9 protein-coding genes are annotated in these 13158 nt (G+C 69.9%); 5 read left to right on the forward strand and 4 right to left on the reverse strand.

Features of this window, described 5'->3' with window-relative positions; genetic code table 11:
* Positions 1–101: 101 nt before the first annotated feature.
* The gene (locus HUA76_RS09700; RefSeq protein ID WP_141640438.1) at positions 102–1577 is read right to left on the reverse strand and encodes a PAS domain-containing protein; all 1476 of its coding nucleotides are present in this window, start codon (positions 1575–1577) and stop codon (positions 102–104) included.
* A 145-nt stretch (positions 1578–1722) separates the two neighbouring features.
* Positions 1723–2268, reverse strand: a complete 546-nt coding sequence (gene atpH / locus HUA76_RS09705) for an ATP synthase F1 subunit delta (RefSeq protein ID WP_174453859.1) — start codon at positions 2266–2268, stop codon at positions 1723–1725.
* Positions 2269–2424: 156 nt separating this feature from the next.
* Between atpH and HUA76_RS09710 the strand changes: the two genes are divergently transcribed.
* The 4 genes from HUA76_RS09710 (at position 2425) to HUA76_RS09725 (ending at position 9314) form a co-directional block, all read left to right on the forward strand.
* Complete coding sequence (locus HUA76_RS09710) at positions 2425–4248, forward strand: Hsp70 family protein (RefSeq protein ID WP_174460675.1); 1824 nt, start codon at positions 2425–2427, stop codon at positions 4246–4248.
* Positions 4249–4250: 2 nt separating this feature from the next.
* Positions 4251–5420, forward strand: coding sequence for a TIGR02266 family protein (locus HUA76_RS09715; protein ID WP_141640441.1), 1170 nt, complete (start codon positions 4251–4253; stop codon positions 5418–5420).
* Between the two features lie 171 nt (positions 5421–5591).
* Positions 5592–7724: a beta-propeller domain-containing protein gene (locus HUA76_RS09720; RefSeq protein ID WP_174460676.1), complete on the forward strand. Its 2133-nt coding sequence runs from the start codon at positions 5592–5594 to the stop codon at positions 7722–7724.
* 189 nt (positions 7725–7913) lie between these two features.
* Complete coding sequence (locus HUA76_RS09725) at positions 7914–9314, forward strand: MATE family efflux transporter (RefSeq protein WP_174453862.1); 1401 nt, start codon at positions 7914–7916, stop codon at positions 9312–9314.
* A 28-nt stretch (positions 9315–9342) separates the two neighbouring features.
* Here HUA76_RS09725 and HUA76_RS09730 read toward each other — a convergent pair whose 3' ends face one another.
* On the reverse strand, positions 9343–10056 hold the full coding sequence (locus HUA76_RS09730) for an esterase family protein (RefSeq protein WP_141640444.1): 714 nt from the start codon (positions 10054–10056) through the stop codon (positions 9343–9345).
* A 318-nt stretch (positions 10057–10374) separates the two neighbouring features.
* On the opposite strand from HUA76_RS09730, the gene HUA76_RS09735 reads away from it, so the two are divergent.
* Complete coding sequence (locus HUA76_RS09735) at positions 10375–11181, forward strand: hypothetical protein (RefSeq protein WP_174453863.1); 807 nt, start codon at positions 10375–10377, stop codon at positions 11179–11181.
* Between the two features lie 91 nt (positions 11182–11272).
* On the opposite strand, the gene HUA76_RS09740 is transcribed toward HUA76_RS09735, so the two are convergent.
* Positions 11273–12781: an aldehyde dehydrogenase family protein gene (locus HUA76_RS09740; RefSeq protein WP_174460677.1), complete on the reverse strand. Its 1509-nt coding sequence runs from the start codon at positions 12779–12781 to the stop codon at positions 11273–11275.
* Positions 12782–13158 lie beyond the last annotated feature (377 nt).

The raw sequence follows: 13158 nt of genomic DNA on the forward strand, positions 1-13158 counted from the left end.
CACGACATTCGGGGCTCTCGGGGCATTATCAACCCGGTAAGCGACGGTGCCCCGGTGCCCGGCGAGCGAGGGAGCACGACCCCTCCGGGCACGTGTGGCCGTCAGCGGCCGGGAGGCTCGCGGGGCAGCCAGACGACGAAGCGGGTTCCACCCTGGGAGGACTCCACCGTGAGGCGTCCCCCATGGGCCACGGCCACCTGCCGGGCGATGTAGAGCCCCAGGCCCAGGCCCTCCGCGCTGGCGGGGCGGCCCCGTCGGAAGGGCTCGAAGAGGGTGGCGTGCTCCTCCACCGGCACCGTCAGCGAGTCATTGCGGATGGAGAGCGTCACGCCCCCCACCGAGCCCACCAGCTTCAACCACACCGGCGTGGTGTCCGTGCTGTGTTGCAGGACGCTGCCCAGCAGCGTGTCCGCCAGCTGCGTCAGCCGCGCCTCGTCCCAGTGGCCGCGCAAATCCCCCTGTGTCTCCATCAGCAGGGTGCGGCCGGGGTGGGCCTGTCGCCGCTCGTCCAGCACCCGCTCCACCAGCCGGTCCAGCATCAGCGACTCCGGGCGCACCGGCAGCCCGCCGGCCAGCCGGGCCCGGGTGAAGTCCAGCAGCTCGTGGATCATCCGCTCCATCCGCCGGGCCGCCTGGGCCATGTGGCCCACCAGTCGCTGCTGGGGCTCTTCCATTCCTCCCAGCCGCTGCAGGGCGCCGGTGCCCATCTGGATGGTCTGCAGGGGCGTGCGCAAGTCATTGCCCACCACGCCCAGCAGCTGCTCCCGGAAGTGCTCGGTGCGCTCCGTCCGCTCCTCCGCCGCCTTGCGGCCGCTGATGTCCCAGATGGCGGCCAGTCGCACCTGCCGGCCTTCCCACAGGACGTGCTTGCCCAGCACCTCCAGGGGAATGCGCTGGCCGTCCCGGCGCACGCACATCACCTCGTAGGGCGTCTCCACCCCCCGGGCGACGGCGGACATGACGGCGGGGCGGTATTCGGGGGACACCCACTCGATGAGGTGGTGGCCGATCAAATCCCGGGGCGAGTCGTGACCCAGGAGGTGGGCCAGCGCGCGGTTGGCGTCCAGGACGACGCCGTTCTCATGCAGGAAGTGCCCGTCGCAGGCCACGTCCGCGAGGCTGCGCATGTGCGACTCGCGCTCCCGAAGCCGGGCCTCCTCGTGCGTCCGCGCCGTGTCGTCGCGCATCCACATCACCACGCCCGTGAGCACGCCGGCCTGGTGCGCCGGGGACAGCGCCACGCGCAGGCTGCGCTCTCCACTCGTCGACGACAGCACCCCCGTCACCGGCGCCTCCACCACGCTCTCACCAGAGAGCGCGCGAGACAGCAGGGGGGCCAGGGACACCGCCAGCTTGGGCCACAGGTCGACGAGCGGGCGCCCCAGGTGGGCCCGCATCTCCATGCCGGAAAGCGACGCCAGCGCGCCATTCACCCACACGGTCCGCAGCTCCCTGTCCAACAGGGCGATGCCACAACCCGTCGCGTTCAGTACCGCGCCAAGGAAGGGCCAAGCCTCTTCGGGGGCGACCGCGAAGAGCGGGCCACCGGGGAGGGGGTGAAGCAGGGACTGCGGCATGTTGAGGTCGTCCAGAAAACCCGGGGTTGCCCCGCGTTCCCCCGAGTATACCTCTCTCCAGGGGCAACTGGAAATACCGGTTTGCCCCGGACTGCGGGGTGCAGGGACGACCTGCGGAGTGGGCCGCCGGACGGCGGCCGTACTCTTAGTGCTGCTTCAACTCGCGGCGCATCTCCTCCAACTGGGTGCGGAGGCTGCCGTCGTAGAGGATGCTGCCCACCTGGGCGGACACGCCACCGAGGAGGCTGGGGTCCACGCGCGTCTCCAGGATGACGTCGCGCTGGGTGATCTGCTGGAGCGACTGGCGGAGCGCGGCCAGGGTGTCGGCGGGAAGGGCGGCGGCGGTGGTGACGTTGCCGCGCACGCGTCCGGCCCGGGCGTCGGCCATGTCGCGGAAGACGCGGGCGATGTCGGCGACGTAGGGCAGGCGGTTGCGGTCCACCAGCAGCCGCAGGGTGTTGGCCAGCACCGGCTCCAGGTTGGGGACCAGCTTCATGACCCCTTCCACCACCTGCGCTCGCTGCGCGCGGGAGTAGATGGGGTTGTGGAGCACGTCCGTCATCTCCGGGTTCTTCGCGAAGATATCCGCGAAGGAGGAGAGCTGCTCGGCGACGGCATCAATGCGGCCCACCTCCGACGAGACGTCGAGGAGGGCACGGGCGTAGCGGCGGGCAATGGACATGTTCACCATGGCGGTCGCGCCCTTAGCATGGTGCTCCAGGGGCGTCCACCTCCGCGGCCAACGTGCCTGGCCGGACAGGGAAGCGACGCGCGGAGGGCAGGTCTGACGAGAGGGGGCTTGGCGAGGAGGCGGCAAGACCCGTACCGTGGGGTCCCGACCGCCCCCATGCACGACCCCGTCATCGGCATCGACCTGGGTACCACCAACAGCGCCGTCGCCACCGTGGAGGACGGCCGACCGCGCCTGATCCCCTCGCGCGCGGGAGGCCGCCTCACGCCTTCCGTGCTCGGTGTGACGAAGGCCGGCGAGCGCGTCGTGGGGCAGCAAGCCCAAGCGCTCGCGGAGGAGCATCCCGACTCCGTTGTCTGGGCCACGAAGCGCTTCCTTGGCCGGCGCTACACGCCGGAATTGGTGCAACAAGCAAAGGCCCTCGTTCCATATCCACTGGTCGCCGGTCCCTCCGGAGACGTTCGCGTGAAGCTGGCCGGGCGCGTGCTGCCCGTCACCCAGGTCTCCGCGATGATTCTGGGGGAGCTGGCGCTCGACGCGCAGGCGCACTTCGGCCGCACCGTCACCAAGTGTGTCATCACCGTCCCCGCCAACTTCGACGACAACCAGCGCCAGGCCACGCGGGAAGCGGCCTCCATCGCCGGGTTGGATGTGGTGCGGCTGGTGAACGAGCCGACCGCGGCGGCGCTCGCGTACGGCCTGTCGCGCGGCTTCGAGGGCAGCGCGCTGGTGTTTGATTTGGGCGGCGGCACGTTCGATGTCTCCATCCTCGACGTGAAGTCCGGCGTCTTCGAGGTGCGCGCCACCGGCGGCGACCCTCGCCTGGGTGGCGAGGACTTTGATCAACGCATCGTCCAATGGCTGCTCGCGCAGGTGGACGACGAGCTCCGCCATGTCGTGTCCCAGGATGCGCAGAGCCTGCGGCGCCTGAAGGTCGCGGCGGAGGCGGCCAAGCGCGAGCTGACCGAGCACGAGGAGGCGACCGTCTCCGTGTCGGGGCTGGGCGACCATTCCACGGGAGGCCGGCGCACGGAGCTGGAGACGGTGCTCACGCGCTCCTTCTTCGAGACGCTGTCGGAGCCGCTGTCGCGCCGCTGCCTGGAGGTGTGTCAGGGCGTGATGCATGAAGCGAAGATGAATCCGCGCTCGGTGGACGTGGTGCTGCTGGTGGGCGGCATGACGCGCGTGCCGCTGGTGCGCCGGCTGGTGGCGGACTTCTTCGGCCGCGCGCCGTCCACGGACGTGCACCCGGACGAGGCCGTGGCGCTGGGCGCGGCGGTGCAGGCGGACGAACTGTTGCGCCAGTCGGGGCAGGCGCTGCTGTTGGACGTGGCCAGTCAGAGCCTGGGCGTGGGCGTGTTGGGCGGACGCGTGAAGCGGCTCATCGCGAAGAACACGGGCGTGCCCGTCGTCGCGCGCGACATCTTCTTCCCCGGGACGTCCGGCCAGGCCGAGGCGCGCATCCCCGTGTACCAGGGCGAGAGCGAGTTCCAGGACGAGAACCACAAGCTGGGCGAGGTGGTGCTCAAGAACCTGCACGTGGCCGCGCGCGGTGACGTGCCGCTGGAGGTCGTCTTCGAGCTGTCCGGCGAGGCGATTCTGTCCGTGAAGGCCACCGACCTGACCACCGGCAACATGGAGACGGTGCGCCTGGAGGCCCGCGCGGGTCTTCCGCACGGCGAGGCGGAGAAGCTGGGCGCGGAGCAGGCGAACTACGCGAAGTCGCAGGGCGTGGTGGACGCGAAGCGCGCGGAGGAGTTGTTCCGCAAGCTGCTGGAGCGCGGCGAGAAGCTGGCGCGGATGCTCCAGAAGAGCGCGCAGGAGAACCCCAGCCCGGAGGCCGACGCCGCGGTGGGCACGGTGCAGCGACTGCTCGACGGCGGGCGCTCCGCGCTGGACAGCAAGGACACGGCGAAGTGCGCCGCCATCGCCCGTCAGCTCACGCAACTGTTGTCCGGCAAGCAGGAGCCGCGCGCCTGACCATGAATGCGCCCACCTCCACCACGCGCGAGGCCGTGTTCGTGGTGGATGACTCGCGCACGGCTCGCGAGGTGGTGAGGTTGCACCTGGCCCGGCTCGGCTGTGAGCCGGTGACGCTGGATGGCGGCGAGGCGTGCCTGTCGGAGCTCGCGCGCCGCGCGCCCATGCTCATCCTGATGGACCTGCGCATGGAGCGCATGCAGGGCGACGAGGTGTGCCGCGCGGTGAAGGCGCACCCGGCCGGCCGCAACGTGCCCGTCATCATGTTCACCTCCGCCGGCGAGCCGCATGAGGTCATGCACTGCTGGCGCGCGGGCGCGGACGACTTCCTGCCCAAGCCCGTGGCGCTGGAGGCCCTCCAGGCGAAGCTGGTGGCCGTGCGCGGGGCCCGCGAGCGCGCGAAGGAAGGTCCTCCCAAGGGCCGCCGCATGCTGCTCGTGGAGGGCGGGCGCTTCCTGCACACCTTCCTGGGTGGCGCGCTGGAGCAGGAGGGCCTGCACGTCCTCTACGCGCGCGACGCGGTGGACGCGGAGAAGCTCGCGAGCGAGCACGCGGCCCTGCTCGACGGCTTCCTCGTGGATGTCTCGCGAGCGCCGCGCGAGACGCTGGCCCTGGCCACGAAGCTGCGCGAGGCGAATCCGAAGAAGCCGCTGGTGCTCTTGTCGCGCGCGGAGGAGTCCGCGGACGTGCTGGCGCGCGCGCAGGTGCTCGCCGGGGCGCCGCTGTTGGAGAAGCGGCACCTGGGCGCGGATGAACTCCTGGGGCGGGTGCTGTCGCGGCTCGTCCCGGAGCGCGTGCCGCTGCGTGCCGCGGAGCGCGTGCCCTTCTTCACCGTGGTGGAGTTCGCCCCGGTGGGCGGTGGCGCGACGTTGACGGGCTTCAGCCACGACGCCAGCCCCGACGCCCTCTTCGTGCGCACCCTCACCCCCGCGCGCGAGGGCACCCGGCTGACGCTGAAGGTGCTGCTCGCCGGGCAGCGCACGCCCTGCTCGGCCGAGGCCACTGTTGTCTGGTCCAACCCGCCGCGCACCCCGGGCCCCTTCCGTGCTCCGGCCGGCATGGGCCTGCGACTGGAGCGCATGGACCCGGCGCTCACGCAGCAGTTCGTCCGCTTCGTGCCCAGGACCCACGGTTTTTCCCCCTCGGGGACTCCTCGCTCCTCAGGTTTCTGAGAGGCACTGTCTCCCGCAACCCCCTGGAAATCCCGGAGTCCTCTGTCTGCCCGGTGCTGGCATGACGGTGGCAAGAGCGCGCCCGGACCGTTGAGCCATCTGGACGTGGCGGGGCTGGACGAGCCAGCTCGCGCGCCGGATGGGGCCAAGACGCGAACAGGGAGGAGCCTCATGCGGCAATGGAAGCGCTACGGGTGGGTGGGACTGGCGGCGGTGGCGGCGGTGGGCTGCGGGGATGACCCGGAGTACCCGAAGGTAGAGAACGAACCGGTGCAGCAGCAGGCCCGGCTGGAGTCCTTCGAGGACTGTGCTCCGCTGGAGCAGTACATCGAGGACACCGCGACCCGGCGGATGCGCGCGTCGCTGGAGCAGATGCGGCCTCGCAATGGCGGCTGGCTGTTCGGTGACGGCTCGATGCCGCCCAGGGCGGACGCCCCCACGGAGGGCGACGCCAGCTCGGGAGGCGGCTCGCCGCGCGGGCCGGATGACTACACGGGCACCAACAACCAGGTGGCGGGCGTGCACGAGGCGGACTTCGTGCAGAACGACGGCACGCACATCTTCGTGCTGTCCGGACCCCGGCTGTACCTGCACCGCTCCTGGCCCGCGGAGCAACTCACCCTGGCCTCGTCGATGGAAATCCAGGGCTGGCCCCGGGAGATGCTCTACGACAAGGAGCGCAAGCGGCTGGTCATCACCTCGCAGGTGGATGACGACCGTCCGGGACGTCCCACGGTGTGGGGCGGCTTGCTCACGGGCGCGCCCGTCATGGACTGCGCGGGCTTCCGGTGCGGCTACATGGGAGGCGACACGCTGAAGGTGACGGTGGTGGACGTGTCCAACCTGTCCTCGCCCCAGGTGAAGCAGCAGGTGTTCCTGCCGGGTTCGTACCTCAGCGCCCGTCGCATGGACGGCGCGGTGCGGCTGGTGCTGTCGGACGACTTCCGCTGGCCGGCGGACGTGCGCTTCTATCCCGAGTACTCGTCGTCGCTGGAGCGCAGCAAGAAGCAGATGAACGAGGCCATCGACGCGCTCCTCGTCAAGAACGAGCAGCTCATCCGGGCGCAGACGCTGGCGGACTGGGTGGCTCCGGGCAAGCACGTGGCCGAGGATGGAACCGTCACGCCGCTGCCCGTGTCGTGCGGGGACTTCTACCGCTCCAACGCGCCCACCGGGCTGGGCTTCGTGACGGTGCTGTCGCTGGACCTGGACGCCGCGGAGGGCGCGGCTCCCCTGGGCCGCACCAGCATCGTGTCGGCGCCCGGCACGGTGTACGCGTCCACGGAGGCGCTCTACCTGGCGGCGTCGCACTGGTGGTGGTGGCCGGAGGCGAACCAGTCCGACCACACGTACCTGCACAAGTTCGACCTCAGCGAGCCGAACCGCGCGACGTACGCGGGCAGCGGCACGCTGGAGGGCAGCCTGGTGAACCAGTTCGCCATGGACGAGCACGAGGGCGTGCTGCGCGTGGCCACCACGGTGAGCACCTGGCGCGTCGACCCCACCAACAACGGCAATGACGGCGTGTCGGTCCCCAACTCGATGGAGACCCACAGCCGCGTCGTCACGTTCGGCGCCGAGGGCGGACACCTCCAGGAGCTGGGTCGCAGCGAGGACCTGGCGGCGGGCGAGCGCATCTTCAGCGCGCGCTTCGTGGGCAAGAAGGGCTACGTCGTCACCTTCCGCCAGACGGACCCGCTCTTCACCTTCGACCTGAGTGACCCGGCGCACCCGCGCAAGGTGGGCGAGCTGAAGATTCCGGGCTTCTCCACGTACATCCACCCGCTGGGTGACACGCACCTGCTCACCTTCGGCGAGGACCGAGCCGAGGACGGGACCTGGACCAGCCGCGCGCTGAAGCTGTCGCTGTTCGACGTGACGGATCTGGCCCACCCGAAGGAGGCCTTCACGCATCGGATGGGCGGGACGAGCAGCTACAGCGACGCGCAGGGCGACCACAAGGCGTTCAACTTCTTCCCCGCCAAGGGCCTGCTGGCCCTGCCCTTCACGGACTGGAACTACAACAACGGGTACGACTACTGGACGGGCTTCACGAGCGAGCTGCGCGTGTTCCGCGTGGACACGGCCACGGGCTTCACGCCGGTGGGCGCGCTGTCGATGAAGGACGTGTACCAGCGCTTCAACGAGCCCCAGTGGAGCTGGTACTGGTCGCCCTCCGTGCGCCGCAGCGTCATGGCGGACGACTACGTGTACGCCATCACCGACGCCGGCATCCGCGCGTCGAAGGTGGGCTCGCTCCAGACGCCGGTGGCCACCACGGTGTTCCAGCCGCCCGTGCGCTGAAGTCGCACCCGCGGCGACGCGGGCGTGACATGACGTGATGGGTCGGGGCCCTCGGGACAGTGGATGTCCGGGGGCCCCTGTCTTTTTCCGGAGACGGCCCACCGCCCGGGCAGGTCAGGTGGGCGGGCAAAGAGGCGTCCCTCGCGATTGGCGCATTCCACTTCGGAAGGCGCTATAGGCCGGGCCGTCATGTCCACCGCCGTCGTTCCGCCACAAACCGAAGTCCGTACCCCTCTTCGCACCGAGTTCCGGGCCCTGACGAAGCTGGCGGTGCCCATCGCCATCGCCCAGGGCGGGCAGGCGCTCATGGGCCTGGTGGACACGCTGGTGATGGGGCACGCGGGCACCTCCGCGCTGGCCTCCGCGGGCCTGGGCAACGGCCTCTTCTTCGCCGTCAGCAGCTTCGGCATGGGGCTGATGATGGGGTTGGACCCCCTGTTGTCCCAGGCCATCGGCGCGCGCAACGAGTCCCGAGCGCGCGCGCTGTTATGGCAGGGCGGCTGGCTGGCGCTGGCGGCGGGCGTGGTGCTGTGGATGCTCTTGTTGACGACGCCGGGCGTGCTTCCCTGGGCGGGAATCGTCGAGCCGGAGCTGCAGCAGACGAAGGACTACCTCGTGTGGCGCGCGCCCTGCCTGCCGCTGATGCTGGCCTTCATGACGGTGCGCACGTACCTGACGTCCACCGCGAACATCCGCCCGCTGGTGGTGGCCACGCTGGCGGCGAACGTGGTGAACCTCCTGGCGGACCTGCTGCTCGTCTTCGGCGGCGCGGGGCTTCCCGAGTGGACGGGCCCGCTGCGGCTGGTGCCGGCGCTGGGCGTGGTGGGCGCGGCGGTGGACTCGGTGCTGTGCACGGCGTTGCAGCTGGGCATCGTCCTCTGGGCGGTGCGCCGCATGCCCGCGCCGGAGACGAAGCCCACGCGCAGGCCGGTGTGGACGGACCTGGCTCAGGCGGCGCGCATCGGCACTCCGGCGGGGCTGCACATCGCCGCGGAGATTGGCGTCTTCGCGCTGGCGGGGGTGCTGGCCGCGGGCCTGGGGCCGGCGAGCATGGGCGCGCATCAAATCGCCATTGCCTTCTCCAGCCTCACCTTCACGGTGGCCGTGGGCATCGGCAACGCGGGCAGCGTGCGCGTGGGCTGGGCGGTGGGCGCGCGCGACACCCCGCAGGCCCGGCTCAGCGGCTTCATGGCCTTCGCGAGTGGCGCGGGCTTCATGGCCCTGGGAGGGCTGCTCTTCGCGACCTTCCCCTTGCCCCTGGCGAAGCTGGCTGGCGCGCCTGCTGACGTGATTCCGCTGGTGGTTCCGCTCTTGATGGTGAGCGCCGTCTTCCAGGTGTTCGACGGCGTGCAGGGCGTGGGCGCGGGCGTGCTGCGCGGCGCCGGAGACACGCGCTTCACCTTCCTGGCCAACATGGTGGGGCACTACGCCATCGGCCTGCCGCTCACGTGGCTGCTCGGCTTCAAGCTGGGGATGGGCGTGGTGGGCATCTGGTGGGGCCTGTGTGCGGGGCTCATCGTGGTGGCCCTGGCGCTGCTCTGGCGCTTCCACCGCGTGAGTGCCGGCACGCTGCGCCCGCTCGAGTCCTGAGCGGGCCCGGCGCCTTGATGCCCGGCGACTACCAGGGCAGGTACTGCTGAATCATCTCCCGCCACACGGGCCAGTCGTGATTGCCGCCCTGCCAGATGGCGAGCTGGTGGGCCAGGTCCTTCTTCCACAGCAGGCTGGAGAGGTGCTCGTTGGAGCCTCGGCAGAAGTCGTGCTCGCCCACCGCGAGCACCATCTCCACGCGCTGGAGCGCGGAGAGTTGGTTGCCGTCGGTGACGTTGGGCAGCCACTGCGTGGCGGAGTGGTAGTAGACGTCCGGGTCGTGGTGGCCGTCGAGGAACTCGTCCGTCTCGAACTTGCCTCCCATGGAGATGAGCCGGCGGAAGACGTCCGGATGGCGCAGGCCCACGTTGTACGTGTGGAAGCCGCCGAAGCTGCACCCGGCAAGCGTGAGCCGGCCTCCCGTGCTCCGACTCAAGAGCAGCGGCACCACCTCGTTCAAGAGATATGCCTCCCACTCCTGGTGGCGGGCGATGCGGTCATGGGGATGGATGGACTTGTTGAACCACGACTCCTCGTCCACCGAGTCCGGGCACACGACGACGTAGCGGCCGGACTGGATGCGGTCGGCGATGGCGCCGATGAGGCCGAAGTCCTCGGCCTGGTAGAAGCGCCCCCGACTGGTGGGGAGCAGCAGCACCGGTTCCCCGGAGTGGCCGAAGAGCAGCAACTCCATGTCCCGATGCAGGCGCTCGCTGTGCCAGCGGTGGTATTCGCGGTTCATGGCCGGCAACTTAACCGCGCCGCGTCAAGGACTGGCAATGGCGTGCGGGCAGAGCGTCCGCACTACGTACGACTGAACACCTCGCGCTGAGCGGAACGAAGAGGCCTCGCGGGGGCTCGGAGCCGGGGTCCGCGCCGTCCCACCCCCGTGGCGTGTCACGGGTGGATTCGCGAGGGATGAGAAACAGACATGTCTCAAGCCCGCTTCCTCGAGGGAGCGGCTGGCTTTCGTCCCCACCTGGAGGGCTGAGCGCAACTTCCACGTTTGTCGGGTGATAATCGACGCGGGGCTTTCCCGTGTTTTGACTGAGGTCCGCACATGTCCAGCGTGAGTGGTAGTTCTGGCGGCAGCAGGGGCGCAGACAGCGCCAGCAGGTCTGATTCCTCCACCCGGTCCGAATCGACCGAGTCCGCTCGCGCGGATGCGGCGAAGGCGGATGCGGCGAAGGCCGAGGCCGCGAAGGCGGAAGCGGCGAAGGCGGAAGCAGCGAAGGCCGCCGCGGCGGCTCAGGCGGTCCAGGCCTCCCTGCAGGTGGACGCCTTCACGGCGGCGCCCCCCGCGGCCCCGGTGGACATCAACCCCCAGCTGTCGATGCTCTCGCCCACGCCCATCTCGCAGCAGGTGGTTGCGGGGCAGCCGCCGGGCTTCACCGCGGCCTCGGTGTTGTCCGCCAACCCGCTGGGGCAGCCGACCTCGTTCACGGGAACCCTGAGCACCCAGGGGCTGATGGCGGCGGCCAACCGCCTCGAGACGCCGGCGATGCGCGAGGCGTGGAGCGGCGCGCAGCTGGCGGCGCAGCGGGCCAAGGACATCGCGACGGAGATGGGGTTCTCGGTCTCCAGCACCAAGCGCACCAAGACGGGGTCGATTGGTTCGAAGTCCACCTCCGACCACCACACGTCGCAGACGAACGCGTACGCCTACGACTTCCCGGCGGAGGGCACGAAGGGCACCAAGCTGGCCGAGGCGATTGCCAAGGCCTACGGCTTTCCCGTCGACCAGCTCGGCACGTACCACAAGCAGCCGTTCACCTTCCAAGACAAGGAGTACCGGGTTCAGGTGCTCTGGGGTTCGAACATCGACCACGATGACCATGTCCACGTGGGCGTCCGCAACCTGGACTGACGCGGGCGCGGTGTGTTGACGCGAGGGCGAGCGCCTCGGGGTGAGTGACTCCCGGGGGCTCGCCCTTCGTCTTTCCTGGGGCCTGGCGAGGTCAGTCCGGCCAGTTGCCTTCGATGGGATGCGGCCCGTCGGTGAAGGCTCGCACCAGGTGCGTGCCGCCGACGAAGGCGCCGGCCCAGGAGCCGCCCTTTCCGCCGAAGGACTCCTCGCGGTCTCCGCGTGAGCGCAGCTTGTTGATGCCGACCTTGAAGGCGTGGAGCCTTCCGGCGATGCGCTCGGCGAGGTCGGGGTCATCCGTCGCCACGGAGGCCACGAGCGCGCCGTTGGAGACGTTGGCCTCCCGGACCAGCTCCTCCTCGGAGTCGACGGAGATCAACACGTCGATGGGCCCGAAGGGCTCGCGCAGGTACAGCTCGCTGTCGCGATGGACGCCGAAGAGCAGGGTGGGGGGCAGGTAGGCGCCGCGCTCCTGCTGCGCGGTGAAGGCGTCGTCCGCGAGCTCGCCCTGGAACAGCACCGCGGTGCCGTGCTCCTTCGCGTCGGTGATGAGGGCGCGCAGCTCCTCGACCTTGCTCGGCGAGATGAGGGGCCCGAAGTCCACGGGCGCGCCCAGGAGCGGGTTGCCGACGCGCAGCGCGGACACGGCGTCCACGTACGTCCGCACGAATTTGGGGACGAGCGACTGCTCCACGACCCAGCGCGTGTAGGCGGTGCAGCGTTGCTTGCCGAAGTCGAAGCCCGCGCGAATCTGCTGGCCGAGCTTGTCCCAGTCCGAGAAGGAGGTGACGGCGTAGGCATTCACGCCTTCCATCTCCAGGGCGTAGCGCTTGTCGGTGGCGCGCAGGCGGCGGTGGACCTCGGCGCCGTTGGCTCGGCCGCCGATGAAGGCGACCCCGGCGATGCGCGGGTGGCCGACGAGTGATTCGGAGAGGTCTCTTCCGCGTCCACCCGCGAGCGAGACAGGCAGCTTCGCGCGGCGCAGCAGGGCGAAGGCGACGGTGAGCGAGACACCGCCCCCTTGTGTCGGAATCTTCGCGATGACCGAGTTGCCCGCGAGCGTCTGGACGAGCACGTTGAGCAGCAGCACGGAGAAGGGATAGTTCCAGGAGGCGATGTTCGACACGAGGCCGAGCGGTTGCCGGCTTTCGAGCATCGGGCCCATCTGCTCCAGGTACCACTCGATGCCCGCGAGACACCGGTCCACGTCGTTGTAGGCCGTGGGCAGTGTCTTGCCGATATCCCACGCGAGGATTCGCACGAGCAGGTCTCGGTGCTCCTTGAGCAGGTCCACCGCGGCGATGACGGCGCGGCTGCGGTCCTCGAGGGAGTGGGCGGCCCACGGGATGAACTCGCCGGCGGCCTTCTCGACGCCCGTGGCGACCTGGGCGGCGTCGAGCAAAGGCAGTTCGGCGAGGACCTTTCCGTCGATGGGTGAGATGGCGTCGAACCAGGCAGGCGGACGGACCCACGCGCCCGCGATGGGAGAGAGCAGCCGTCCTTGAGAGTCGAAAGCCTCCGGGACGACCCGTCTGGCTTCAGCCAGCAGGCGGCGGCTTTCGAGGTGAAGAAGGGGCTCGCCAACGAGTTCGGTATTCAGCACGGTACACCTCCTCGCGCGTCGGGATTCGCTCTGAATCCATTGAAGCCGAGACTCATGACGAGCCGCGGCGTGGGCGGAATATCGTCACGCGCGTCCGGTCTGTCTGGGCAAGCAGGCAAGGGCCCGGCGGGACGGTGGAGACTGGGGCGCAGGGCAGACAGGGGAGCTTGAGGACGTGGCTTCTCCGTCAGTCGAACTGGACGCAGTGATCTGATGGCGCGTCCATACCCCCTGGGGAGTAGAGACGACCCATCAGGGTGATGTCATACCTCGGGCAGATGTGAGGAATTGACCGCTCCGTGGGCAGCGCGGTGACGATAAGTCATTGGTGCTGTACGGTGCTTGAGATGACCTGGGAGGTTCGGCCAGTTCATGGG

It is taken from the genome of Myxococcus sp. CA056 (genome assembly GCF_013336715.1).
GTDB lineage: Bacteria > Myxococcota > Myxococcia > Myxococcales > Myxococcaceae > Myxococcus > Myxococcus llanfairpwllgwyngyllgogerychwyrndrobwllllantysiliogogogochensis.